General features: G+C 70.7%; 19 protein-coding genes and 1 riboswitch. Of the genes, 8 read left to right on the top strand and 11 right to left on the bottom strand.

Annotated features, from left to right (window positions below):
- Positions 1 to 15: 15 nt before the first annotated feature.
- The gene (locus ACWD2L_RS17705; protein WP_451190084.1) at positions 16 to 1,362 is read right to left on the bottom strand and encodes a hypothetical protein; all 1,347 of its coding nucleotides are present in this window, start codon (positions 1,360 to 1,362) and stop codon (positions 16 to 18) included.
- Positions 1,363 to 1,881: 519 nt separating this feature from the next.
- Between ACWD2L_RS17705 and sepH the strand changes: the two genes are divergently transcribed.
- Entirely contained in the window at positions 1,882 to 2,964 is a 1,083-nt protein-coding gene (gene sepH, locus ACWD2L_RS17700) for a septation protein SepH (protein ID WP_351338586.1), read from the top strand.
- Positions 2,965 to 3,053: 89 nt separating this feature from the next.
- On the opposite strand, the gene ACWD2L_RS17695 is transcribed toward sepH, so the two are convergent.
- Positions 3,054 to 3,911, bottom strand: a complete 858-nt coding sequence (locus ACWD2L_RS17695; RefSeq protein WP_351331765.1) for a sulfurtransferase — start codon at positions 3,909 to 3,911, stop codon at positions 3,054 to 3,056.
- A gap of 292 nt (positions 3,912 to 4,203) precedes the next feature.
- On the opposite strand from ACWD2L_RS17695, the gene ACWD2L_RS17690 reads away from it, so the two are divergent.
- Positions 4,204 to 4,980, top strand: a complete 777-nt coding sequence (locus ACWD2L_RS17690; protein ID WP_351331763.1) for a VOC family protein — start codon at positions 4,204 to 4,206, stop codon at positions 4,978 to 4,980.
- A 47-nt stretch (positions 4,981 to 5,027) separates the two neighbouring features.
- Here the strand turns inward: ACWD2L_RS17690 and ACWD2L_RS17685 are convergent, their stop codons facing one another.
- From ACWD2L_RS17685 to ACWD2L_RS17670, 4 genes are all read right to left on the bottom strand, one after another.
- Complete coding sequence (locus ACWD2L_RS17685; RefSeq protein WP_351331761.1) at positions 5,028 to 5,678, bottom strand: thymidine kinase; 651 nt, start codon at positions 5,676 to 5,678, stop codon at positions 5,028 to 5,030.
- Between the two features lie 64 nt (positions 5,679 to 5,742).
- On the bottom strand, positions 5,743 to 6,930 hold the full coding sequence (locus tag ACWD2L_RS17680) for an alkaline phosphatase family protein (protein ID WP_351331759.1): 1,188 nt from the start codon (positions 6,928 to 6,930) through the stop codon (positions 5,743 to 5,745).
- Positions 6,927 to 7,517: a DUF5998 family protein gene (locus ACWD2L_RS17675; protein ID WP_351331757.1), complete on the bottom strand. Its 591-nt coding sequence runs from the start codon at positions 7,515 to 7,517 to the stop codon at positions 6,927 to 6,929. The genes ACWD2L_RS17680 and ACWD2L_RS17675 overlap by 4 nt, the downstream gene beginning before the upstream one ends.
- 90 nt (positions 7,518 to 7,607) lie before the next feature.
- Positions 7,608 to 10,448: a bifunctional acetate--CoA ligase family protein/GNAT family N-acetyltransferase gene (locus ACWD2L_RS17670; protein WP_351331755.1), complete on the bottom strand. Its 2,841-nt coding sequence runs from the start codon at positions 10,446 to 10,448 to the stop codon at positions 7,608 to 7,610.
- 188 nt (positions 10,449 to 10,636) lie between these two features.
- Between ACWD2L_RS17670 and ACWD2L_RS17665 the strand changes: the two genes are divergently transcribed.
- Entirely contained in the window at positions 10,637 to 10,918 is a 282-nt protein-coding gene (locus ACWD2L_RS17665; protein ID WP_351331753.1) for an HPr family phosphocarrier protein, read from the top strand.
- A gap of 181 nt (positions 10,919 to 11,099) precedes the next feature.
- On the opposite strand, the gene ACWD2L_RS17660 is transcribed toward ACWD2L_RS17665, so the two are convergent.
- The 4 genes from ACWD2L_RS17660 to ACWD2L_RS17645 form a co-directional block, all read right to left on the bottom strand.
- Entirely contained in the window at positions 11,100 to 11,786 is a 687-nt protein-coding gene (locus tag ACWD2L_RS17660) for a GntR family transcriptional regulator (RefSeq protein WP_351331752.1), read from the bottom strand.
- 223 nt (positions 11,787 to 12,009) lie between these two features.
- The gene (locus ACWD2L_RS17655; protein ID WP_351333074.1) at positions 12,010 to 12,810 is read right to left on the bottom strand and encodes a M23 family metallopeptidase; all 801 of its coding nucleotides are present in this window, start codon (positions 12,808 to 12,810) and stop codon (positions 12,010 to 12,012) included.
- A gap of 13 nt (positions 12,811 to 12,823) precedes the next feature.
- Positions 12,824 to 12,985, bottom strand: a riboswitch (cyclic di-AMP (ydaO/yuaA leader).
- Positions 12,986 to 13,224: 239 nt separating this feature from the next.
- A complete protein-coding gene (locus ACWD2L_RS17650; protein WP_351333107.1) occupies positions 13,225 to 14,592 on the bottom strand; it encodes a M16 family metallopeptidase in 1,368 nt (455 codons plus the stop codon).
- A gap of 17 nt (positions 14,593 to 14,609) precedes the next feature.
- The gene (locus ACWD2L_RS17645; RefSeq protein WP_351333105.1) at positions 14,610 to 15,953 is read right to left on the bottom strand and encodes a M16 family metallopeptidase; all 1,344 of its coding nucleotides are present in this window, start codon (positions 15,951 to 15,953) and stop codon (positions 14,610 to 14,612) included.
- A gap of 294 nt (positions 15,954 to 16,247) precedes the next feature.
- Between ACWD2L_RS17645 and ACWD2L_RS17640 the strand changes: the two genes are divergently transcribed.
- Positions 16,248 to 18,704: a DNA gyrase/topoisomerase IV subunit A gene (locus ACWD2L_RS17640; RefSeq protein WP_351333072.1), complete on the top strand. Its 2,457-nt coding sequence runs from the start codon at positions 16,248 to 16,250 to the stop codon at positions 18,702 to 18,704.
- 13 nt (positions 18,705 to 18,717) lie between these two features.
- On the opposite strand, the gene ACWD2L_RS17635 is transcribed toward ACWD2L_RS17640, so the two are convergent.
- Positions 18,718 to 19,830, bottom strand: coding sequence for a CobW family GTP-binding protein (locus ACWD2L_RS17635; protein WP_351333070.1), 1,113 nt, complete (start codon positions 19,828 to 19,830; stop codon positions 18,718 to 18,720).
- Positions 19,831 to 20,174: 344 nt separating this feature from the next.
- On the opposite strand from ACWD2L_RS17635, the gene ACWD2L_RS17630 reads away from it, so the two are divergent.
- The 4 genes from ACWD2L_RS17630 to ACWD2L_RS17615 all read left to right on the top strand — a co-directional run bounded on the left by ACWD2L_RS17630 (position 20,175) and on the right by ACWD2L_RS17615 (position 23,574).
- Complete coding sequence (locus ACWD2L_RS17630; protein ID WP_351333068.1) at positions 20,175 to 20,705, top strand: DUF6082 family protein; 531 nt, start codon at positions 20,175 to 20,177, stop codon at positions 20,703 to 20,705.
- A 129-nt stretch (positions 20,706 to 20,834) separates the two neighbouring features.
- Positions 20,835 to 21,071: a hypothetical protein gene (locus tag ACWD2L_RS17625; RefSeq protein WP_351333065.1), complete on the top strand. Its 237-nt coding sequence runs from the start codon at positions 20,835 to 20,837 to the stop codon at positions 21,069 to 21,071.
- A gap of 176 nt (positions 21,072 to 21,247) precedes the next feature.
- Positions 21,248 to 22,900 carry a sensor histidine kinase gene (locus ACWD2L_RS17620; protein WP_351333063.1) on the top strand — a complete coding sequence of 551 codons (1,653 nt, stop codon included), beginning with the start codon at positions 21,248 to 21,250 and terminating at the stop codon, positions 22,898 to 22,900.
- Positions 22,897 to 23,574 carry a response regulator gene (locus tag ACWD2L_RS17615; RefSeq protein WP_351333061.1) on the top strand — a complete coding sequence of 226 codons (678 nt, stop codon included), beginning with the start codon at positions 22,897 to 22,899 and terminating at the stop codon, positions 23,572 to 23,574. Before ACWD2L_RS17620 ends, ACWD2L_RS17615 begins: the two co-directional genes overlap by 4 nt.
- The last annotated feature ends 7 nt before the right edge of the window (positions 23,575 to 23,581 follow it).

Here is a 23,581-nt window from a genome sequence, read left to right as displayed (position 1 = left end):
GGGGCGTGCATCGGGTCACTCCGACTGCGGCTGGGCGTCCGAGCCCGGTGTGGGCGCGGTGGTCGGGTTGGTGGTGCTGCCACTGTCCGAACCGGAATCCGAGCCGTTGTCGGAGCCCGAGTCCGAACCGGAGTCCGAACCGGTGTCGGAACCCGAATCGGAGCCCGAATCGGAGCCCGAATCGGAGCCCGAGTGGGAGGAGCCGCTGTCCGAACCGGAGTCCGAGCCGCTGTCCGAACCGCCGGTGTCACCGTTCGTCGGGGTGGCGCTCGGGTCCGGGGTGGTGGTGCCTGAGTCGTCGTTGTGCTGCGTACCGGTGTCCGAGCCGGTGTCACCGCTGTCGGACGGCGCCGGGGTGGTGTCCGGAGTGGTGTCGCCGCCGGACGAGGAGCTGCGCCCCTTGAAGGCGTCGCCGATGGTGGTGCCACCGCCGCTCCCACCGCCGAAGGTGTTGCCCGACACCAGTTCGTACGTCGTGATGCCGCCCATGGTGACGCCGAACACGAGCGCCGCGGCGATCAGCGGCCGCTTCCAGCTCTTGATGCCCGAACGGTGCACGGTGCCCTCGGTGAACTCGTCGCCCCCGGTGAACTCGTCGTCGAGGTCCGCGCCGCCGTCGACGTCCTCACCGTCCGGGACGCGCAGCATCCGCGTGGCCACGTCGACCGTCTCCGGCTTGATCAGCTGGGTCTTCTCGGGATCGGCCGCGGCGGCCGCACCCGCGGTGCCCAGCAGTCGCGTCTTGTCGGTGTCCTCGTCGGGCAGCAGGTCGGCCACGGCGCCCGTGTCGAGCAGTTGGGTGCCCTCGGTGGCGGTGGTGGAGACCCGCTCCATGGCGGTGACCTTTTCCATGGCGGTGACCTGCTCGACGGCGGAGGCCTGCGGCAACGCCGTCGTCTCATCGGCATCCGCGGCCGGGGTCTTCCGTGTCCCCCAGGTCGTGGTGGTCGGCAGTGCCGTCACGGCCGGTCGCGCCGCGGGCGGCTCGGAACCCGTGACCATGGAACTCGTGGCGCCCATCGAGGAGTCCGAGCGGAACGTACGGGGCACGGGCCTGCCCTCCGCCGTCACCGGCACCTGCCGGGTCTTCGGCTTCACGACGTCCTTGACGTCACGTATCTGCTCTCCGGTGCGCTTGAAGAAGTGCTGGAAGAGCGTGCCACCGCAAGTGGCGAGCGCACTGACCACGCCGGCGCCGAGGATCGTCCCGTAGACACCGAGCCCCGAGGCGAGCTTCGCGGCCACGACGGCGGCGATCGCACTGCCCGCCACCTGCGGGACGCTCAGATCCAGCCGCTTCCCCTTGGGCTCTTCCTCCATGTCCTCGGATATGTCCTCGGAGATCTCCGGCTTCCTGCCCATGATCGGAACTTTCCCGCCCTTCTCGACAAAACCACCCATGCACCAACGAAGCTCCCAAGAGTAAGCGAACTCCCTAGGACACAAGAGAAAGGACGTATCGGAGGAGGAATCAGTTCCGGTTCCGGAGGTTTCGTGAAGCAGAACACGCGGACCCCACACATCACCCGCCAGGGTCGGAGAATCCCAGCCCCAACTCCCGCTCCCCGACAGAACTTCAACAGCGTGCCGATCCACGCAAGTGGCCCGAATGGAGTACTGTTGCCAGCCCTGGGCCCGGTCTCCCGCCAGGGTGCTCGAGTCCTGCCAGGACCGTGGGGAGGGGGTTCGCTGCACAGGGTGACGGTGTCCGTCACTTAGCGTTGCGAATAGGTAACCGTGCCATAACGGCGTACCAGGGCCCATGCCCGACACGCCGGGCAACTCGGCAAGGTTGTGGCAGGCTGCACCCGGGCAGGCCACACTCGACTAGCGGAAGCAGCGACGCACGTGACGTCGGCAGGCACCACCCGGGAGGTCCCCATGCCCGAACTGCGTGTCGTGGCCGTCTCTAACGACGGCACACGGCTGGTGCTGAAGGCTGCGGACAGCACGGAGTACACGCTGCCGATCGACGAGCGCCTCCGGGCCGCCGTACGTGGCGACCGTCCGCGCCTCGGCCAGATCGAGATCGAGGTGGAGAGCCACCTCCGCCCGCGCGACATTCAGGCGCGTATACGGGCAGGCGCGACCGCGGAAGAGGTCGCGCAGTTCGCCGGCATCCCGGTCGACCGGGTGCGCCGATTCGAGGGCCCCGTGCTCGCGGAGCGCGCGTTCATGGCCGAGCGTGCCAGAAAGACCCCCGTGCGCCGCCCCGGCGAGAACGCCGGGCCCCAGCTGGGCGAGGCGGTGCAGGAGCGCCTCGTGCTGCGCGGCGCCGACAAGGACTCGGTCCAGTGGGACTCCTGGCGCCGGGACGACGGCACGTGGGAAGTCCTGCTCGTCTACCGGGTCGCGGCCGAACCGCACTCGGCGAGCTGGACGTACGACCCGCCCCGCAGGCTGGTCCAGGCCGTGGACGACGAGGCGCGCTCGCTGATCGGCGAGTCCGAGGACATCGGCACGCCCGAACCCACGTTCCCGTTCGTGCCGCGTATCGCCCGGCTGCCCAGGGACCGCCCCCTCGACCGTGCCCTGGACCGGCAGCTCGAGCGGCCCGCGCCGCCCGTGGAGCCGGAGCCCGAAGAGACCGAGCTGCCGGCGATCACCTCGTCGGCCCCGCCGGAGCGCGACTCGCTGACCAGCCTCCTGGAGGCCGTGCCCAGCTACCGCGGCGACCTCGCGGTGCCCGAGCGTCCCGCCGTGGCTCCCGAGCCGCCGCAGGAGGAGCCCGAGCCGCCCGCGGCCGCCGAGGTGGAGGAGCCGGCGGCGCCCGCGGCGTCGGCCGGGGCCGGATCGGCGTACGCGGACATCCTGATGCCGCGCGCCGTCGCCGGCCACCGTGACCGCCTCACCGGCACCACCGACCGCCAGGCCGAGGCCGACGGAGTACGGCCCGGCCGCCGCGCCGCGGTGCCGAGTTGGGACGAGATCGTCTTCGGTACGCGCCGCAAGAAGCAGGAGTAGTCACTTCTTGCGTCACGAGTAGCAAGCTCTTGTACGCAGAGGGGGCCCGCGCCGTTCAGTCGGCGCGGGCCCCCTCTGCGTGGCGGTGGCTACTGCGGGTCCGGTCCCGTCGCCACCGGGCGCGCCTCGTCGGCGGACCACTGGGACCAGGAGCCGACGTACAGCTGGGCGTCGGTGCCCGCCACGGCGAGCGCCAGGATCTCGTGCGCGGCGGAGACACCTGAGCCGCAGTAGACGCCGACCTGGCCCGGATCACCGTTCGCGCCAAGGGACTTGAAGCGTTCCGCGAGCTCGGCGGCCGGCCGGAAGCGGCCGTCGCCGCCGACGTTCTCCGTGGTCGGAGCGGACACGGCGCCGGGGATGTGGCCGCCGACGCGGTCGATGGGCTCCACGTCGCCGCGGTAGCGCTCGGCGGCGCGGGCGTCCAGGAGGAGACCGGAGCGGGCCAGGGACGCGGCGGCATCCGCGTCGAGCAGTCCGGTGGCACCGGGTGCAGGCTCGAAGCTGCCCGGCTGCGGCGCCGGGGCCTTGGTCTCCAGGGGGCCGTCCCAGGCGTCAAGCCCGCCGTCGAGAACTCTCACGGACGGGTGACCCGTCCAGCGCAGCAGCCACCAGGCGCGCGCCGCGGCCCAGCCCTGGCCGCCGTCGTATACAACCACGTCGCGGTCCGCGGAGACGCCGGCCGCGCGCATCGCCGCACCGAATCCGGACAGCTCGGGCAAGGGGTGCCGGCCGTCGCCCGGCCCCGCGTGACCAGCGAGTTCCGTGTCGAGGTCGACGTAGACCGCGCCCGGCACATGGCCCGCCGTGTACTCGGCACGGCCGTCGAACGCCGGCGCACCGGCGGACTTGGCGAGGCTGAGCTGCCAGCGGACGTCGAGCAGCACGGGGGGCCGCCCGCCCGTCAACTCGCTCGCGAGTTCGGATGCGGAGATGATGGCATTCATGGGTCCATCCTTGCTCATGCTCTGGCCTGCGCGCTCCTGGTCGTATAGCGTGCTCGATCGACTACCGAGCGTATGTTGACCGGACATGGCGGGGCCGCGGCACCGAAACGTATGCGAAACACCGTTTCGGGCATCCTCCGCGGGGAGTCCGATGGTTTCGGCGCGGCCGAAGAGCGTCGTACGGCACCGAGTGCCACCATCGGCACGGGCGCCACCTGAGATACGGGCGCCACCTGACATTGAGAGCCCGAGCCGCGGGCCCCGAGGGTTCCGTTCCGAGGAGAGAGTGACGATGACCGAGGCAGCAGCCCGGCGCGCACCGGGCACCCCTTGCTGGGTGAGCCTGATGGTGCACGACATGGCCGCGACCCAGGAGTTCTACGGGGCGCTGTTCGGCTGGGAGTTCAGGCCCGGCCCCCAGCAGCTCGGCCCGTACGCGCGGGCGCTCCTCAACGGCAGGGAAGTCGCCGGCATCGGCCAGCTGCCGCCCGGCCGCCAGCTGCCGATCGCCTGGACCCCCTACATGGCCTCGGACGATGTGGACGCGACGGCCGAGACGGTACGGCACTGCGGCGGCACGGTGGGCGTGGGCCCGCTGGACGCCGGGGAAGCAGGCCGGCTGGCGATCGGCTCCGACCCCGCGGGCGCGGTGTTCGGAATCTGGCAGGCCGCCGGGCACGTGGGGTCGGCGGTGACCGGGGTGCCGGGTGCGATGGCGTGGAACGAGCTGGTGACGCGGGAGACCGCGAGCGTCGCGAAGTTCTACCAGGCGGTCTTCGGATACACCGAAGAGGCCGTCGTCTCCGCCGACTTCGACTTCCTGACCCTGCACCTGGCGGGCCGCCCCGTGGCCTCCGTGCACGGCGTCGGCCACGCCCTGCCCCGTGGCCAGGGCCCGCGTTGGATGACGTACTTCACGGTCAGGGACGTGGACGAGTCGGTGGAACGCGCCGCCGACCTGGGCGGCCACGTGGTGTCCGCCGCCCGCGAGGGCTCGCACGGACGGGTGGCCACGGTGGCGGATCCGGAGGGCGCGGAGTTCTCGGTGGTGGCGTCTCCGGCTGCGTAGGTGGAGCGTCTCCTGGGGCCTGCGTTTCCCGGGGACCCGTGTTTCGCTCAGGCCGAGCCGACCGGCAGCACGTCCGGGGAGAGCGCTGCCGCGTGCGCCGTCGCACTCGTCATCCGCCGCCGATGGTGCCGCCGGCACAGCACCTCGTAGCCGATCTCGTCCGCCATGTGGTCCACGTCGCCGACGACGACCTGGGCGCCTTCGACGACCATCGCGCCGTTGACCGTACGGGCGTTGTGCGTGGCACGGGCACCGCACCAGCACAGCGCCTCGACCTGCAACACCTCTACGCGGTCGGCGAGTTCGACCAGGCGCTGCGAGCCGGGGAACAGCTTGGAGCGGAAGTCGGTCGTGATGCCGAAGGCGAAGACGTCCAGTTCCAGCTCGTCGACGACGCGGGCGAGCTGGTCGATCTGCTCCGGCGCGAGGAACTGTGCCTCGTCCGCGATCAGGTAGTCCACCCTGCCACCGTGCGAGAGGTGGTCGACCACGTACCCGTAGACATCCAGGTCGTCGGCGACCTCCACGGCGTCCGTGACCAGGCCGAGGCGGGAGGAGAGCCTGCCCTCCCCCGCACGGTCGTCGCGGGTGAAGATGAGGCCCTGGAGGCCGCGCGCCGAGCGGTTGTGCTCGATCTGCAGAGCGAGGGTCGACTTCCCACAGTCCATCGTTCCGGAGAAGAACACCAGCTCGGGCATGGGAAGTTGAGCACCTTTCGCGTGACGTGAGGGGGTTGCCGAAGTGATCGGTGGGGCCGGTGGGTCAGGACCGTACTTCCAGCAGTGGTACGAGCTGCTCCGCCGGGGTCATCGAGCCGTGGTTGCCGACCATCAGGGATTCCTTCGGCTCGCTTCGTGAGGCGATGAGGACCACGTCGTCACGGGCCGCGGCGATGACGTCACCGAGCCGGTCGTACACACGTTGATCAACCTGTGGCCCGAACCAGCCGGCCGCGATGGCCTCGTCGCGCGAGGCGATCCAGAACTGCTCACCGAGCACCTCGCGCCACACCGTGAGCACGTCACCCGCCGCGCCCGGCACCGCGTACACATGGCGGGCGCGGCCCTCGCCACCCAACAGGGCGACGCCCGCGCCCAGTTCCCAGTCGTCGTCGAAGTCGATACGGGACTGCTCGTCGAAGGGGATGTCGACCATGCCGTGGTCGGCGGTGACGTACAGGGCGCTGCGCGGCGGCAGTTGCTCGGCGAGGCGCTGCGCGAGGCGGTCGACGTACATGAGCTGGCCGCGCCAGGGGTCGGAGTCGACGCCGAAGCGGTGCCCCTTGCCGTCGACCTCGCTGTAGTACGTGTAGACGAGCGACCGGTCCCCCGCGGACAGCTGCTCGGCGGCCAGGTCCATGCGGTCCTCGCCGGAGAGGCGTCCGTGGAACGTGCCGCCGCTGAGGGCGATCTTGGTGAGGGGCGTCGACTCGAAGTGCGGCGCGGACACCTGTGCCGTGTGCACGCCCGCCTCGTGGGCGCGCTGGAAGATCGTGGGGTACGGCTGCCAGGTCCGCGGCTTCGTCCACGGCTTCCAGCGGAGCTGGTTCATCAGCTCGCCGGTGTCCGGGTTGCGCACGGTGTAGCCGGGCAGGCCGTGCGCGCCGGGCGGCAGACCGGTGCCCACGGAGGCGAGGGAGGTCGCGGTGGTCGCCGGATAGCCCGCGGTGATCGGGCGGCCGGTGCCGCCGCGCGAGGACGATATGAGCGAGCTGAGGAACGGGGCCTCGTCCGGATGCGCCCTGAGCTGCTCCCAGCCCAGGCCGTCGATCAGGAACACGCAGGCGCGGTCGACCGGCTGCAGCTCGGGGATGGCGGCGGTACAGCCGGGCACGCCCAGGTGGGTGCCGATGGTGGGCAGTAGATCGGCGAGGGATCCGGTGCCGTACGCCGGGACGGGAGCGGAGTGGACGGGCAGCGGCTCTACGTCGTCCCAGGCGGCCTGCGTCATCGGCGGCCGGCGTCCGCGATGGCCTCGGAGAGGGACTGGGCGAAGGTGAGGGCCTGGCGCACGGTCTCCGGGCCGTCCCCTGCCTCGCTGACGCGCAGGCTCAGGTCGTCCGCGGTCGTGCTGCCCGTGTATCCGTGGTCCGCCTCGCAGTTGGGGTCACCGCAGGTCGCCGGCTCCATGTCGATGCGGGACACGGCGCCCCAGCCGATGGTGAGGACGACCTCGCGGGGCAGCGACCCCGGGACGTACTTCTCCGGATTGGCGACGACGCGGCTGAGCACGACCGACGAGATCCGGCCGATCTGCACGGACTCCGTCGACGTCGTCGCGTACGACGTCGGGGACGTGCTGTCCGCCGCCTGCTCGTCGGTGTGGCTGACGATGAAGCGGCTGTCGGTCAGGACCAGGACGGTGACATGCCGACGGACTTCGTTCGCGTCGAACGTGGTCTCCTGGTGCACCAGATATGACGAGATCGGCTCGCCGCCGACCGAGGCCTCCACCGCCTCGGCCACAAGAGCCGGGTAGTAACCGCTGCGCTCGATCGCCGCTCGCAGCCCTTGGGTCGTCGTACTGGTCTTGGCCATGGGGTCCATCCTAAGGCCCGCAAAGAGACTGCCGATGCCCCTGTGGATAACTCTCCGTGAGGGCTTCGGACGGGGTGGTCGCGAAGTGGTTCAGTACGCGTCGGGCAGGGTGCGCGGGCCGAGGTCGTCACGGGCGGGCGGCGGCGCGAGCCGGACGGAGGCGCCGAGGACGGTCAGCCCGCGCTCCGCCACGACGACCGGTTCGAGGGCGACGCCGACGACCTCGGGGTGGTCGTCGACCAGGCGCGACACCCGCTGCAGCAGCTCCTCGAGCGCGGGCGTGTCGACGGGGGCCGCGCCGCGCCAGCCGAACAGGATCGGGGACGTCTTGATGGACCGCACGATCGCCTGCGCGTCCTTGTCGGTCACCGGGATCAGCCGGTGCGCGGTGTCACCGAGCAGTTCGGAGGCGGCGCCGGCGAGCCCGAAGGAGAGCACGGCGCCCGCGGCCGGGTCTATGACGGCGCGCACGACGGTGTCGACTCCGCGCGGTGCCATCGACTGCACGACCGGCCGCAGTTCGGCCGGCTTGCCGAGCCGCTGGGTCAGGTCTTCGTAGGCGCGCCGCAGCTCTCCCTCGCCGGTCAGGTCCAGGCGTACGCCGCCCAGGTCGGGGCGGTGCCGCAGGTGCGGGGCCGTCGTCTTCAGGGCCACCGGGTAGCCGAGCGTGTGTGCTGCCGCCGCGGCCTCGTCCGGGCCGGGTGCGGGCGTGGTGGCGCGCACGTCGATGCCGTAGCGGGACAGCAGCGCGCGGGCGTCCTCCGGGGCGAGGTCGGCGCCTCGCGGGTCGCTCTCCTTGGCGAGCAGTTCCGCGATGAGGTCGGCGGCCCCCTGTTCGTCGACGGCGTCGTACTCGGGCACCTTGCCGGGCGCGGCCGTGTCCCGTCGCCACTGGCCGTACTTGGCCACCTGGGAGAGCGCGCGGACGGCGCGCTCGGCGGCCGGGTAGGCGGGGATGAGGCGCGGCGCGGGCTCCGCTTCCGCGGGAGGCGGCAGTTCCTCGGAGACCGTCTCGGGGGTGGTGCGGTGCGGTGGCGTGTCCGGCGCGTTGGGTCCCGTGCTGGCCGCGGCGGAGAGTGCTTCCGCGAGGCCACCGAGCTCGACGTGGACGACGAGCACCGGCTTCGTGGGGCCGGTGGCGGCTGCCGCGCTCAGGGCGGCCGCGAGTTCCGCGTCTTCCGAGGGGCCCTCCCCCACGGCGGGGATCGCGGTGACCACGACGGCGTCCGTCTTCTCGTCGGCCAGTGCCTGCTCCAGAGCCGCCCGGAAGTCGGCGGCGGACGCGGCGGTCGTCAGGTCCAGCGGTGGCTTGGGGCGCAGCCCTTCGGAGAGGCACACGTCGTACGTCAGGAGGCCCAGTGACTCCGAATTGCCGAGGATGGCGACGCGTGGCCCCTCGGGCAGCGGCTGGCGGGCCAACAGGAGGCCGGTGTCCACGAGTTCGGTGATCGTGTCGACCCGGATGACCCCCGCCTGCCGCAGCAGCGAGGACACGGTGGCGTACGGGAGGCGGGTGGCCCGCACCGCGTGCCCCGTCGGCGCGATGCCGCTGTGCCGGGCGCCCTGCACGACCACGAGGGGCTTGGCGGCGGCCGCGCGGCGGGCGAGGCGGGTGAACTTGCGGGGATTGCCGATCGATTCGAGGTACATGAGGGCGACGTGGGTGTCCGCGTCGTCGTACCAGTACTGCAGGACGTCGTTCCCGGAGACGTCCGCGCGGTTGCCCGCGGAGACGAACGTGGAGACCCCGCTGGCTCCGGTAACGCCCCCGCCCCTGCGGTGCAGGCGGGACAGAAGCGCGATGCCGATGGCGCCGGACTGGGCGAACAGGCCGATGTGTCCGGGACGCGGCATCTCGGGGGCGAGCGAGGCGTTGAGCCGTACCTCAGGTGACGTGTTGACGATTCCGAAGGCGTTCGGCCCGACGATGCGCATCCCGTAGCTGCGGGCCTGGCGGACCAGGGCGCGCTGGCGCTCGCGGCCCTCCTCCCCGCTCTCGGCGTAGCCGGCGGAGACCACGACGAGGCCCTGCACGCCGCGCTCGCCGCATTCGGCGACGACTTCGGGGACGTCCGGGGCGGGCACGGCGACGACGGCCAGGTCGACCGTGGCGGCCGGGTCGATGTCGCGTACGGAGCGGTGGGCGGGCACGCCGTCGATCTCGGTGACGTCGTCCCCGAACGCCTGGTTCACCGCGTACAGGCGGCCCGTGAAACCGGCGTCCTTCAGGTTGTCGAGAACGCTGCGGCCCACTCCTCCGGCGGCACGCCCCACGCCGATCACGGCGACGGAGCCGGGGGCGAGCAGGCGATGCACCGAGCGGGCCTCGGCGCGCTGCTCGCGCGCGTGCTGCACCGCGAGCGAGGCCTCCGTGGGCTCGATGTCGAACTCCAGGCGGACGACGCCGTCCTCGAAGCTGCGCTTCTGCGTGTACCCGGCGTCCCGGAACACCTTGATCATCTTGCTGTTGGCGGGCAGCACCTCGGCGGCGAACCGGCGGATGCCGCGCTCGCGGGCGACGGCCGCGATGTGCTCCAGGAGCGCCGAGGCGACGCCCCGGCCCTGGTGGGCGTCCTGCACGAGGAAGGCGACCTCCGCCTCGTCGGCCGGCGCGGTCGCCGGCCTCCCCTGCGCGTTGATCCGGTCGTAGCGCACCGTGGCGATGAACTCGCCGCCCACCGTGACGGCGAGACCGACCCGGTCCACGTAGTCGTGATGGGTGAAGCGGTGCACGTCCTTGGCGGACAGGCGGGGGTAGGGCGCGAAGAAACGGTAGTACTTCGACTCGTCCGAGACCTGCTCGTAGAAGCTGGTCAGATGCTCGGCGTCCGCGGTCGTGATGGGCCTGATCCGCGCGGTGCCGCCGTCGCGCAGCACGACGTCGGCCTCCCAGTGGGCGGGATACTCATGCCGGTCCGACGGGGTCTCCATGCCGCAAGAGTAGGGCCGGGCACTGACAGATGACGGCCTGTCGTACGGGTCGCGGCCCGTGCGTACGGGAGGCACGCTATGGAGGACCGAAGGGCCGTGCCGGTGAGGACCTGGGTCCGCGTCACGCACGCCTTACGATATGGAACACTGGTCTAGACAACCGTGAGACACCTGAAGGGCAGCATCACATGGCTGAGCGCCGCGTCAACGTCGGCTGGACCGAGGGCCTCCACGCCCGCCCCGCCTCCATCTTCGTCCGCGCCGCCACGGCGGCCGGCGTTCCCGTGACGATCGCCAAGGCCGACGGCAACCCCGTCAACGCCGCCTCCATGCTGGCCGTGCTCGGCCTGGGCGCGCAGGGCGGCGAGGAGATCGTGCTGGCCTCCGACGCCGAGGGTGCGGACGCCGCGCTCGACCGTCTGGCGAAGCTGGTCGCCGAGGGTCTCGAGGAGCTCCCCGAGACCGTCTGACACAAAGACAAAAGCAGTACGGCTGAGCCGCGCGTTCCCTTTTGGGACGCGCGGCTTTTTCGTTCACGATTGCGGAGCGAATTGAGCGACAGGGAATAGGAAGAAACAGGCAGCCAATTTTCCCCGCACCTCGTTCAATCCATTCACCGAATAGTGCACTTCTTTGTATACGGCGCTGTTGTTAAGCCTGGCGCCCCACCGTGTTGACTGCATGTTGCGAAGTCCTCACGCGCCCGCCCGCGCGGGGGACGCGCAGCCTGTGGGCGGCGGCCGCACGCTCCGCGTGCAGGGTGGTCAGGGCGCGGGCACGCTCCGCGTCGCCCCGCGCCACGGCGTCGACGATGGCACCGTGCTCGGCCCAGGACTCGGCCGGCCGGGCCGGGCTCTCCACGGCGTACATCCAGGCGATCTTGTGGCGGAGCTGGGTGAGCAGGGTGATCAGGCCAGGGCTGCCCGAGGCCTGGGCGAGCGTCTCGTGGAACCAGCTGCCGAGAGAGCGCAGATCCTCGCTCTCACCCCGCCGGGAGCGCTCCTGCCCCAGCCTGACCAGGCCGCGCAGCACCTTGAGGTGGGCCTCGGTGCGGCGCTGCGCGGCGCGGGCGGCGCCCATGGGTTCGAGCAGCATGCGGATCTCCAGGAGGTCGGCCGCCTCCCGCTCGGTGGGTTCGGCCACGCACGCGCCCGCGTGCCTGCGCGTGACGACGAACCCCTCCGCCTCCAGGGTGCGCAGCGCCTCACGGACAGGCACGCGCGAGACCCCGTAGCGACGCGCGAGCAGTTCCTCGGTGAGCCGGCCACCGCGCTCGTAGACGCCGGCGACGATGTCGTCGCGGATCGCTGTGCATACCGACTGTGCGGGAATGCGCATGACTCGGCCTCCGCCTCGATGCCCGCGATACGCGGTCGATTGACACCCGGTCAAGCGCGAATGGCACGCGGCCGGAACGTTTACCCCGTGACTCTATTCCACCGGACTTGAATTTCCGACGAGGGGACTGAATCCGGGGATATTTTTTGGACATCGCGACCCCACGCACGCGAAAGCCCCGGCTCGGTGAGCCGGGGCTTTCGCGTGCGTGGGGTCTTGCGGGTCAGACGTTCACACCGTGCTGGCGCAGGTACGCGACGGGGTCGATGTCCGAGCCGTAGTCGGGGCCGGTACGGGCCTCGAAGTGGAGGTGCGGGCCCGTGACGTTGCCGGTGGCTCCGGAGAGGCCTATCTGCTCGCCGGGGGTGACGTCCTGGCCGACGGAGACGCCGATCGAGGACATGTGACCGTACTGGGTGTACGTACCGTCCTTCATCTTGATCACGACGTTGTTGCCGTACGCGCCGCCCCAGCCGGCCTCGACGACGGTGCCCATGCCGACCGCGTGCACCGAAGTGCCGCTGGAGGCGTGGAAGTCGATGCCGGTGTGGCTTCCGGAGGACCAGAGTCCGCTGCCGGCCTGGTAGGCGGTGGAGACGTACGAGCCGGAGATCGGCGACACGAAGCTGTTCAGGCGCTTGCGCTCGGCCTCGCGAGCGGCGCGCTCCTTGGCCTCGCGCTCCTTCTCGGCCTTCTCGGCGGCCCGCTTCTTGGCCTCCGCCTCGGCCTTGCGCTTGGCCTCCTCGGCCTTCTTCTTGGCCTCGGCCTCGGCCTTCGCCTTGGCGGCGGCCTTCTGCTGCGCGGTGGCCTGCGCGTCGATCTGCTCGGCCAGGGAGTCGCCGATGGCGACGGCCTGCGTGAGGCCGTCGTGCGGCGCTGTCGCGGTGTCGGCGGCGAGGGCGGGAGCGGCGAGGCCACCCACCACGCCCGTCGTGGTGATGGCGGCGACGCCCGCGAACTGAGCGGTGGTGCGCGTCAGGCGGCTGGGACGGCGGTGCTTCCCGGTGGCACGGGTGAACCCCATGAAGTGGCTGGTCCTTTCCTTCCTTCTCGCCTACCGGGTTAGCTGACGGGTTCGGAGCAGGAAGGTCTCCTACGGGCCCCTCCCCTTGCGGGAAGAGCGCCCGATTCACCCCAGGGACTTCGGTGGGTCCCCGGCTCCCCTGGCTCGCACCACGGGGACTCGGCGATGACTGTCCGGTGTCGCGGGCGCGACGTACGTCTGGCGAACAGCCGGAGGGAACGCTAAGCGGGGCGTCTTTGAATCAACAAACAGAACCCGACTTTTGTAGCGCACGCCACAGGGCAGACAGGCAACCACTACGCCAATACGGACATTTGGGAACGTGTGGTGATTGGGGGTGATCGTGACCGACACCACGAAGCCCCGGCTGCCGGGAGCGGCGCCGGGGCTTCGGACGTGCCGCGGGAGACGAACTCAGCCCGCGACCACAGTGACCTCGCCGATACCGAGCGCCTTCACCGGCTCCTCGATCTGCTCGGCGTCGCCCACCAGGATCGTCACCAGGCGGTCCGCGGGGAACGCGCTCACGACGGCGGCCGTGGCCTCCACGGTGCCCGTGGCGGCCAGCTGCCGGTACACCTGCGCCTGGAAGTCGTCCGGCAGGTGCTGCTCGACCTGGTCGGCGAGGGTGCTCGCGACGGCCCCCGCGGTCTCGAACTTCAGTGGGGCCACACCCACCAAGTTCTGTACGGCGGTGTCCCGTTCGGCGTCCGTGAGCCCCTCGGCCGCGAGCGTGCGCAGGACCTTCCACAGGTCGTCGAGCGCGGGCCCGGTGTTCGGCGTGTCCACCGAGCCGCTGATGGCGAGCATCGCGGCGCCGCTGCCGTCGGGCGCGGAGCGCAGCACCTGGGCGAAGGACCGCACTCCGTAGGTGTAGCCCTTCTCCTCGCGCAGTACGCGGTCCAGGCGCGACGTGAGAGTGCCGCCCAGGCAGTACGTGCCGAGGATCTGCGCGGGCCACACACGGTCGTGCTTGTCCGGTCCGACCCGCCCCATGAGCAACTGCGTCTGCACAGCGCCGGGGCGGTCCACGATGATCACGCGGCCGGTGTCGTCGGCGACGACCGGCGGCACGGGGCGCGGCTCCGCGGTGTCGCCCGTCCAGGCGCCGAGCGTGTCGGCGAGCAGGGCGTCCAGGTCGACGCCCGTCAGGTCACCCACGACGACGGCCGTCGCGGCGGCGGGGCGTACGTGCCGGTCGTAGAAGGCACGCACGGCCACCGCGTCGATGGCCGAGACGGTCTCCTCGGTGCCCTGGCGCGGGCGCGACACGCGCGCGTCGGCCGGGAAGAGCTGCTTGGAGAGCTCCTTGGCGGCGCGCCGGGCCGGGTTGGCGCTCTCGTGCGGGATCTCGTCCAGCCGGTTGCGGACGAGGCGCTCGATCTCGCTGTCGTCGAAGGCAGGGGCGCGCAGGGCGTCGGCCAGGAGGGTGAGGCCCTTGGCGAGCCGGGAGGCCGGCACTTCGAGGGAGGCACGGACGCCGGGGTGGTCGGCGTGCGCGTCCATCGTGGCGCCGCAGCGCTCCAGCTCAGCGGCGAACTCCTCGGCGGAGTGCTTGTCGGTGCCTTCGTTGAAGGCCCGCGCCATGATCGTCGCGACGCCGTCGAGGCCCTTCGGTTCGGCGTCCAGCGGCGCGTCCAGGTGCACCTCCACGGCGATGACCTGCTGGCCGGGCCGGTGGCAGCGCAGCACCGTCAACCCATTGGGGAGCGCGCCGCGCTCCGGGGCCGGGAACGCCCAGGGCTTGGGCTCGCCCGCCTGCGGCCGGGGGTGGAAGTCCATGTTCGCGAGCTGCTCGGTCACTGGCCCGCCTCCTCAGCGTTCTCGGCGTTCTCGGTGTCGGCGGGCGCGGTCGGCTCGTACACGAGGGACGCGCGGTTGTCGGGGCGCAGGCACGCCTTGGCGATCTCCTGGACGTCCTCGGCGGTCACGTCCAGGACGCGCCCCACGGCGGTCAGGGCGAGCTGCGGGTCACCGAACAGGACGGCGTAGCGGCACAGCTCGTCCGCGCGTCCTGCGACCGTGCCCAGGCGGTCCAGCCACTCACGCTCCAACTGGGCCTGGGCGCGCTCCATTTCCTCGGGGCTCGGGCCCTCTTCGGCGAACCGGGCGAGCTCCTCGTCGACGGCAGCCTCGATGACCGGCACCTCGACGTCTCCGGAGGTCTTCACGTCCAGCCAGCCCAGGGAGGGCGCTCCGGCGAGGCGCAGCAGACCGAAACCGGCCGCCACGGCGGTGCGGTCACGGCGTACGAGCCGGTTGTACAGGCGCGAGGACTCGCCGCCGCCCAGAACGGTGAGGGCGAGGTCGGCGGCGTCGCACGCACGCGTGCCGTCCTGCGGGAGCCGGTAGGCGGACATCAGGGCGCGTGCCGGTACCTCCTCCTCGATGACCTCGCGCTGCTGCTCGCCGATGACCTCCGGGAGCGCGCCGTCGCGCGGGGCGGGCTTGCCGTCGTGGCCGGGGATGGAGCCGAAGTACCGCTCGACCCAGGCGAGCGTCGCCTCGGGGTCGATGTCGCCGACGATCGACAGCACCGCGTTGTTGGGCGCGTAGTAGGTGCGGAAGAAGTTCCGCGCGTCTTCAAGGGTGGCCGCGTCCAGGTCGGCCATGGAGCCGATGGGCGTGTGGTGGTACGGGTGCCCCTCGGGGTACATGAGGGCGGTCAGCTTCTCGAACGCGGTGCCGTAGGGCACGTTGTCGTAGCGCTGGCGTCGCTCGTTCTTCACGACGTCCCGCTGGTTCTCCATCGACTCGTCGTCGAGGGCCGTCAGGAGCGAGCCCATGCGGTCCGCCTCCAGCCACAGCGCGAGCTCCAGTTGGTGGGCGGGCATGGTCTCGAAGTAGTTGGTGCGCTCGAAGCTCGTCGTACCGTTGAGCGAGCCGCCCGCGCCCTGGACGAACTCGAAGTGCCCGTTGCCGTGCACCTGCTTCGAGCCCTGGAACATCAGGTGCTCGAAGAGGTGAGCCAGGCCCGTACGGCCCTTGACCTCGTGGCGCGAGCCGACGTCGTACCAGAGGCAGACCGCCGCGACCGGGGTCAGATGATCCTCGGAGAGCACCACACGCAGGCCGTTGGCCAGCCGGTGCTCGGTCGCTGTCAGGCCGCCGGAGCCGGCCTCGGCGGTGGCCGTGTGACCCATGGGCATGTACGTCCCTTCGATCGCGGTGCAACGCGAATACGCAGTGAGCTCTGGACTGCGGCAGGTCCTGGAACACTGAACTGCTGCAAGTGCTGCCACTGTATGCAAGCGTGCTGGCACCTGGCGAAGTTCCCGCCGGAGCTACGCCGTGAGCGAGCAGGCGGCCCTCCCGGGGCCGTGCGACACCCGGTACTGAAGGGCCGCGAGCGGCGTTGTCAGTGCGGCGGTCCACAATGGTCCGCGACAGTTCCCGTTCATGTAACCGTTCTTGTAGGTGAAGGAGCCGCAGCCGCGATGGCCCGCCGCAGCACGAAGACCCCGCCGCCCGACGACTTCGAGGAGAAGATCCTCGACGTCGACGTGGTCGACGAAATGCAGGGCTCCTACCTGGAGTACGCGTACTCGGTCATCTACTCACGCGCCCTGCCCGACGCCCGCGACGGGATGAAGCCCGTCCACCGTCGGATCGTTTACCAGATGAACGAGATGGGCCTGCGCCCCGAGCGCGGCTACGTGAAGTGTGCCCGCGTCGTCGGCGAGGTCATGGGTAAGTTGCACCCCCATGGCGACTCGTCGATCTACGACGCACTGGTGCGCCTCGCCCAGCCGTTCTCCATGCGCGTCCCGCTGGTGGACGGGCACGGGAACTTCGGCTCCCTGGGCAACGACGACCGCCCGGCCGCCATGCGGTACACGGAGTGCCGTCCGGACGCCGCCGCGAGCCTGATGACTGAGTCGATCGACGAGAACACGGTCGGCTTCGTCTCGAACTACGACGGCCAGGAGCAGGAGCCGCTCGTCCTCCCGGCGGCGTACCCGAACCTGCTGGTGAACGGCTCGTCGGGCATCGCGGTCGGCATGGCGACTAACATGGCGCCACACAACCTGGGTGAAGTGATCGCCGCCGCGCGGCACTTGATCCGACACCCGGGCGCGGACCTCGACACGCTCATGAAGTTCGTTCCCGGGCCCGACCTGCCGACGGGCGGCCGGATCGTCGGCCTGTCCGGCATCAGGGACGCGTACGAGACCGGCCGCGGCACGTTCAAGATCCGCTCGACGGTCTCCGTGGAGAACGTGACGGCGCGCCGCAAGGGCCTCGTCGTCACCGAGCTGCCCTTCGCGGTCGGCCCCGAGAAGGTCATCACGAAGATCAAGGAACTGGTCGGTTCCAAGAAGCTCCAGGGCATCGCCGACGTGAAGGACCTCACGGACCGCGAGCACGGCCTGCGCCTGGTCATCGAGATCAAGAACGGCTTCGTGCCGGAAGCCGTCCTGGAGCAGCTCTTCAAGCTGACGGCCATGGAGGAGTCCTTCGGCATCAACAACGTGGCGCTGGTGGACGGCCAGCCGCTCACCCTCGGCCTCAAGGAACTCCTCGAGGTCTACCTGGACCACCGCTTCGACGTGGTGCGCCGCCGCAGCGAGTTCCGCCGCAGCAAGAAGCAGGACCGGCTCCACCTGGTGGAGGGCCTCCTCGTCGCCCTGGTGGACATCGACGAGGTCATCCGCATCATCCGGGACAGCGACAACAGCGCGCAGGCCAAGGAACGCCTGATCGAGCGCTTCTCGCTGAGCGAGATCCAGACGCAGTACATCCTGGACACGCCGCTGCGCCGCCTCACCAAGTTCGACCGCATCGAGCTGGACGCGGAGCGCGACAAGCTCAACGGCGAGATCGACGAGCTGACCGGCATCCTCGACTCCGACTCCGAGCTGCGCAAGCTGGTCTCCTCCGAACTGGCCGCCGTGGCGAAGAAGTTCGGCGACGACCGGCGCACGGTGCTCCTGGAGTCGGCGGGCGCCCCGGTGTCGGCGGTTCCGCTCCAGGTCGCCGACGACCCGTGCCGTGTACTGCTCTCCTCGACCGGGCTCCTTGCTCGTACGGCGAACGGCGATCCCTTCACCGAAGCTGAAGACACCAAGCGCACGAAGCACGACGTGATCGTCTCCTCGATCCCCGCGACGGCTCGCGGTGAGATCGGCGTCGTCACATCCGAAGGGCGCCTGCTGCGCCTGAACGTGGTCGACCTGCCACAGCTCCCGGACTCGGCCGCCGCGCCGAACCTCTCCGGAGGCGCCCCGGTCGCCGAGTTCCTCTCCTCCCTGGAGGCGGACGAGACGGTCGTGTGTCTCATGACCCTGGACGAGTCCTCGCCCGGACTGGCGGTCGGCACCGAACAGGGAATCGTGAAGCGCGTGGTGCCCGACTATCCGTCCAACAAGGAGGAACTGGAGGTCATCACCCTCAAGGAGGGTGACCGCATCGTCGGCGCCGCGGAGTTGCGCACCGGTGAGGAAGACCTGGTGTTCATCACGGACGACGCACAACTGCTGCGCTTCCAGGCCTCCATCGTGCGCCCACAGGGCCGCGCGGCGGGCGGCATGTCCGGCGTGAAGCTCGCGACGGGCGCAAAGGTCATCTCGTTCACGGCGGTCGACCCGGCAGTCGACGCGGTGGTGTTCACCGTGGCCGGCTCGCGCGGCACGCTGGACGACTCGGTGCAGACGACGGCCAAGCTCACACCGTTCGACCAGTACCCGAGGAAGGGGCGTGCCACGGGTGGCGTCCGCTGCCAGCGCTTCCTGAAGGGCGAGGACTGTCTGAGCCTGGCCTGGGCAGGACCGGCACCCGCGCGTGCGGCGCAGAAGAACGGCACGCCGGCGGAGCTGCCCGAGATGGACCCGCGCCGCGACGGTTCGGGCTTGTCCCTGCCGAAGACGGTGGCGGCGACGGCGGGGCCGGTCTAGGGCCGGGACTGGTCTAGGGCGCGTAGTCCGCGACTTCCTCCGCCTCGCCCTTGTCCTGCACGTAGCGGAGAACGCCCCACATGGCCTGCTCGTCGGCGGCATGTGGGGCGTCGCTCGTGGCGGCACCCTTTGCGGCATCCAGCTGCTTGCCGAGGGCGGTCGCGTCGATGCCGGATCCGATCAGCACGAGCTGTGTGAGGCGTTCCTCGCCGCTCGGCCACGGCTCCGGGTAGAACCGCAGAAAGCGCCCCACGGCATGCACGGCGTACCGGTTACCCGTGTCGCCCGCACCGAAGTCGACATATCCCTTGATGCGGTAGAGACCCTCGGGCCTGCCGTCGAGGAACGCGATCAGTCGTCGGGGGTCCATAGGCACTTCGGAGGTGAACGCGACGCTGTCGTAGGCGGCGTGCAGATGCCCGCCGTGCACCCCGCAACTGTCACGGTCGCCATGATCGTCATGCCTGTGCAGATCATCGAAGGACAGCTGCCCGATCCGCTCCTCGGTGGGGCGGCAGTCGAAGAGCAGCGCCGGGTCGATGCGCCCGTACGACGCGGACACCACGGCGGCCCGGCCGGCCGCGGCCCGCACGGCGCCCAGGACCCGCTCACGGTCGTCCGGGCCGACGCGGTCGCCCTTGTTCACCACGACCAGGTCCGCGATCCCCAGGTGCCGGTCCACCTCGGGGTGCTTCTCGCGGGTGGCGTCGAACTCGGCGGTGTCGACGACCTCGATCAACCCTCCGTACACGATCCGCGGGTTGTCACTGGCCAGCACCATACGCACGAGTTCTTGAGGCTCCGCGATGCCACTCGCCTCGATCACGATGACGTCAATGGCGTGCATGTCATTGACGGGCCGAGTCAACTTATCGAGATACACGTCAAGTTCACTGGCATCCACCGCGCAACACAGACATCCGTTGCCGAGCGCGACCGTCGAGTCGCCCAGCTGCCCGGCGACAGCCATCGCGTCGATCTCGATGGCCCCGAAGTCATTGACGATCGCCCCGATCCGGGTGCCCCCGCTGCGGTGCAGCAGATGATTGAGCAACGTGGTCTTCCCCGACCCCAGAAAGCCGGCAAGGACGACGACGGGGATCTGCTGCGGGCTGGCCTTGCTCAACTCGACCTCTCTCACACCGACCCGCACGCCGCGGCACGCGCCGCAGCGCACGCCGGTTCAGGGTCCGGCTCTCGTACGAAGAATGAATGCCGCCCCAGGATACGAGCGGGCGGAAAGGCCGCGAAGTGAACGATTGCTAACGGCGCGCGCTGGGCACACGTTTGACATGGCGCCGGTTTTCGCGAACTGAGCATCCACCCGTGCGCCTCCTCTCCGCCTCCCCGCCGGTCAGAGCCGCCCGGCATCCTGGGAGTCGGCAAGCGCGCCGCCCACCGCCGCCGGTCTCCGTCTCCGTCGCCCCGCATCCGACGACCGGCGCACGGTCGCCTGAATCGGGGGTTGACATGACCACACAGAGCCAAGGAATGTGCCGGACGGTAGTCGCCGCTGCCGTGGGCGGACTCGCGGGTGGCACCGCGACACATCTGTGGCATCGCTTCGGACCGGGCACGAAGTCGGCCTCGCAGGAGCGCCGCCGCCTGGCCCGCGCACATCAGCAGCGCATGCACTGGGAGTTGCTGAGCAAGGCGATCGACGACCCGGCCCTCGCGGTCGTGATCGACAACTACGGCCTGGACCTCACTCCACAGAAGCGGCGTCAGTACATGTACGCCAACCTCTGGTACATCAACGCCTTCCACAATTACGAGTCCGGCCTGCACGACCAGCGCGAACTGTTCGGCATCCTTCGGGAGCTGTTCCAGAGCCCACACATGCGCGAGTACTGGGAGGCCACGCGCCCCCACCGCGCCTCCCTGGACCCTTCGTCCAGCGAGGCAGAGATCGGCCGCATGGCAGAGGCCCTGTTCCACGAGATCGAGGCCGCCGCGGACACGGAGGAGTGGTGGGTCGTCGGCGAGCCACCGTTGGACTGACGGGATTCCCCCGAAGCGGTGAAGTTGCACGGCAACTCCCCCTGGCGAAAGGCGAATCGGTGTCCGCAGGCCCCATGCGACGCACTAATGTGGCGACGTAACGTCGCCCCGAGAAGGAATCCGGTTCCCTTGAAGATCGTACGCCGCATCGGGGTGCCCCCGAGCGCACGCGGAAGCAGCTCCGGCGCCACCTGCCCCGATGTCTTCGAACTCAGCGATGGGAACTTCGCCGTGATCGGGACAGAGGCCACCGCGGACCTCAGACGTGAACTCCCCTCGGACGCCGGGGTCGCCGACTACGAGCGCATCGTCATCGTGAACCGGGAGACGCTCGTACGCGCCAAGGGGGACATCCCGGACAACTGACGACCGTAGGCGGATTCCGTCAGGACAGCATCCGAGGCCCGGCAGCAGCGCCCGCCGGGCCTTCGTCGCGCCTCTCACCTCGCAGTGCCTCCTCCCCGCCCCGGTCGGAAGCGGCGGAGGAGATCCGCGCCACAAGGTCTTCGACCAGGGCCGACGGGCCCGTACCGTTCTGAGCCATGAGCTCCACTTCTCCTGCCCGTCGGCTGCGCTTCGGCCTCCCTAAACGGGTGTTCGCCCAGGTGCTGCTGATGCAGGTGGCGATCGCCGCGGGGGTGGCGGTGCTGGCGACGGGGCTGTTCCTGGCGCCACTGAGCGACCAGCTCGACGACCAGGCGATGCGCCGGGCTCTGGCCATCGCGCAGACCACGGCGGCGGAGCCTCGGATCGCCGAGGAGCTGCGTTCCTCGCGGCCGAGCCCGGACGGTCCCGTGCAAGCCGCGGCGGAGCGGATCCGCCGGGCCAGTGGCGCCGAGTACGTCGTGATTCTGAACCGGGAGGGCGTGCGCTGGTCGCACACCGATCGCACCCGGATCGGGCACGTCGTGTCGACGGACCCCAGCGAGGCGCTGGCGGGCCGCGCGGTCATGGAGATCGACGACGGGACGCTCGGCCGCTCCGCGCGCGGCAAAGTCCCCCTCAAGGCCCCGGACGGGGCCATCGTGGGCGCCGTCTCGGTCGGCATCGAGTACGACAGCGTCCGCGCGCGCCTCATCCACGCCATCCCGGGGCTGTTCGCGTACGCGGGAGGAGCCCTGGCCGTCGGGGCGCTCGCCGCGTATCTGATCTCGCGGCGGGTCCAGCGGCAGACCCGTGACCTGGCCTTTTCGGACATCTCTGCACTGCTGGCCGAGCGTGAGGCCATGCTGCACGGTATTCGCGAGGGGGTCGTGGCGTTGGACCGTGGCGGGCGGATACGCCTGCTCAACGACGAGGCGCAGCGGCTGCTCGGCGTGGACCCGAAGGTGATCGGACAGCCGCTGGACGAGGCGCTGGGGGCGGGGCGTACGACGGATGTGCTCGCGGGGCACGTCTCCGGGACCGACCTGCTCACCGTCCGCGGGCAGCGCGTCCTGGTCGCGAACCGGATGCCCACCGACGACGGGGGCGCGGTCGCCACCCTGCGCGACCGCACCGAGCTGGAGCAGCTGGGCCGCGAACTCGACTCCACCCGCGGCCTGATCGACGCCCTGCGCGCGCAGGACCACGAACACGCGAACCGCATGCATACGTTGTTGGGCCTTCTGGAACTGGAGATGTACGAGGAGGCCGTGGACTTCGTCGGCGAGGTGGCGGGGTCGCGCCGGGTGACCGCGGAACAGATCACCGAGCGGATCGAGGACCCACTGCTCTCCGCCCTGCTGGTGGGCAAGGCGACCGTGGCCGCGGAGCGTGGTGTCGCGTTCGGCATCTCCGGGGACACCTGGCTGCCGGACCGCCTCGTCGACCCGCGCGGCCTCGTCACGATCGTCGGCAACCTGGTGGACAACGCCATGGACGCGGCCTCCGGTTCGGGTCAGCACGCGCGCGTGGAGGTGGTCCTGCGGGCCGAGGGCCGTAGTGCGGTCCTACGGGTACGCGATTCGGGTCCTGGCGTCCCCGCCGACCAGCGGGAGAGCGTCTTCGTGGAAGGCTGGTCCACCAAGGAGCCACCGGCCCACGGCAAGCGCGGCATCGGGCTCGCCCTGGTGCGCAGGTTCGCCGAGCGGCAGGGCGGCGCCGCCGAGGTGACCCGGTCGCCGCTGGGGGGCGCCGAATTCGTCGTCGTCCTGCCGGAGGCTCTCACCGTGGACGTGCTGGACGTGCCGGATGTGACCGAGGAGGCCCGATGATCGACGTACTGGTCGTGGACGACGACGTCCGCGTGGCCGACGTCAACGCCGCCTATGTGGCGAAGGTTCCCGGCTTCCGTGTCGTGGCGACCGCACACAGTGCGGCGGAGGCACTCGACCGGATCGAGGAGCTCCATGTCGATCTGGTGCTGCTCGACCACTATCTGCCGGACCGGACGGGCCTGACACTCGCGCGGACGGTCCGCGAACGCGGCCACCAGATCGACGTGATCATGGTGACCGCGGCGCGCGACGTGGGGACCGTACAGGCCGCGATGCGTCACGGGGCGCTGCAGTACCTGGTCAAGCCGTTCTCGTTCGCGGGGCTGCGGGGCAAGTTGGAGGCGTACGCGCGGCTGCGGCGCACCCTCGATGGCGGCGGCGAGGCGGAGCAGGCGGAGGTCGACCAGATCTTCGGCGCGCTCTCCGCCGGGCCCGCGCCCGAACTGCCGAAGGGGCACTCGCCCACCACCGCCGAGCTGGTCCGCCGGGCCATGATGACCGCTGAAGGCCCCCTCTCGGCACAGGAGTTGGCTGATGCCACCGGGCTGAGCCGGCAGACCGCCCAGCGCTACCTCAAGCTCCTGGAGCGGACCGGGCGGGTACGGCTGAGCCTCAAGTACGGCGACACCGGGCGGCCCGAGCACCGCTACGAGTGGGCCGCCAGCCGCTGACTCCCCA

Source organism: Streptomyces sp. NPDC002754 (assembly GCF_053592315.1).
This window is presented reverse-complemented; position numbering and strand designations above follow the sequence as displayed.

Bases quoted from the DNA above. Each gene is read 5' to 3' on its own strand.
- ACWD2L_RS17705 (WP_451190084.1), bottom strand. From the start codon at position 1,362: ATGGGCAGGAAGCCGGAGATCTCCGAGGACATATCCGAGGACATGGAG.
- sepH (WP_351338586.1), top strand. From the start codon at position 1,882: ATGCCCGAACTGCGTGTCGTGGCCGTCTCTAACGACGGCACACGGCTG.
- ACWD2L_RS17695 (WP_351331765.1), bottom strand. From the start codon at position 3,911: ATGAATGCCATCATCTCCGCATCCGAACTCGCGAGCGAGTTGACGGGC.
- ACWD2L_RS17690 (WP_351331763.1), top strand. From the start codon at position 4,204: ATGACCGAGGCAGCAGCCCGGCGCGCACCGGGCACCCCTTGCTGGGTG.
- ACWD2L_RS17685 (WP_351331761.1), bottom strand. From the start codon at position 5,678: ATGCCCGAGCTGGTGTTCTTCTCCGGAACGATGGACTGTGGGAAGTCG.
- ACWD2L_RS17680 (WP_351331759.1), bottom strand. From the start codon at position 6,930: ATGACGCAGGCCGCCTGGGACGACGTAGAGCCGCTGCCCGTCCACTCC.
- ACWD2L_RS17675 (WP_351331757.1), bottom strand. From the start codon at position 7,517: ATGGCCAAGACCAGTACGACGACCCAAGGGCTGCGAGCGGCGATCGAG.
- ACWD2L_RS17670 (WP_351331755.1), bottom strand. From the start codon at position 10,448: ATGGAGACCCCGTCGGACCGGCATGAGTATCCCGCCCACTGGGAGGCC.
- ACWD2L_RS17665 (WP_351331753.1), top strand. From the start codon at position 10,637: ATGGCTGAGCGCCGCGTCAACGTCGGCTGGACCGAGGGCCTCCACGCC.
- ACWD2L_RS17660 (WP_351331752.1), bottom strand. From the start codon at position 11,786: ATGCGCATTCCCGCACAGTCGGTATGCACAGCGATCCGCGACGACATC.
- ACWD2L_RS17655 (WP_351333074.1), bottom strand. From the start codon at position 12,810: ATGGGGTTCACCCGTGCCACCGGGAAGCACCGCCGTCCCAGCCGCCTG.
- ACWD2L_RS17650 (WP_351333107.1), bottom strand. From the start codon at position 14,592: ATGGACTTCCACCCCCGGCCGCAGGCGGGCGAGCCCAAGCCCTGGGCG.
- ACWD2L_RS17645 (WP_351333105.1), bottom strand. From the start codon at position 15,953: ATGGGTCACACGGCCACCGCCGAGGCCGGCTCCGGCGGCCTGACAGCG.
- ACWD2L_RS17640 (WP_351333072.1), top strand. From the start codon at position 16,248: ATGGCCCGCCGCAGCACGAAGACCCCGCCGCCCGACGACTTCGAGGAG.
- ACWD2L_RS17630 (WP_351333068.1), top strand. From the start codon at position 20,175: ATGACCACACAGAGCCAAGGAATGTGCCGGACGGTAGTCGCCGCTGCC.
- ACWD2L_RS17620 (WP_351333063.1), top strand. From the start codon at position 21,248: ATGAGCTCCACTTCTCCTGCCCGTCGGCTGCGCTTCGGCCTCCCTAAA.
- ACWD2L_RS17615 (WP_351333061.1), top strand. From the start codon at position 22,897: ATGATCGACGTACTGGTCGTGGACGACGACGTCCGCGTGGCCGACGTC.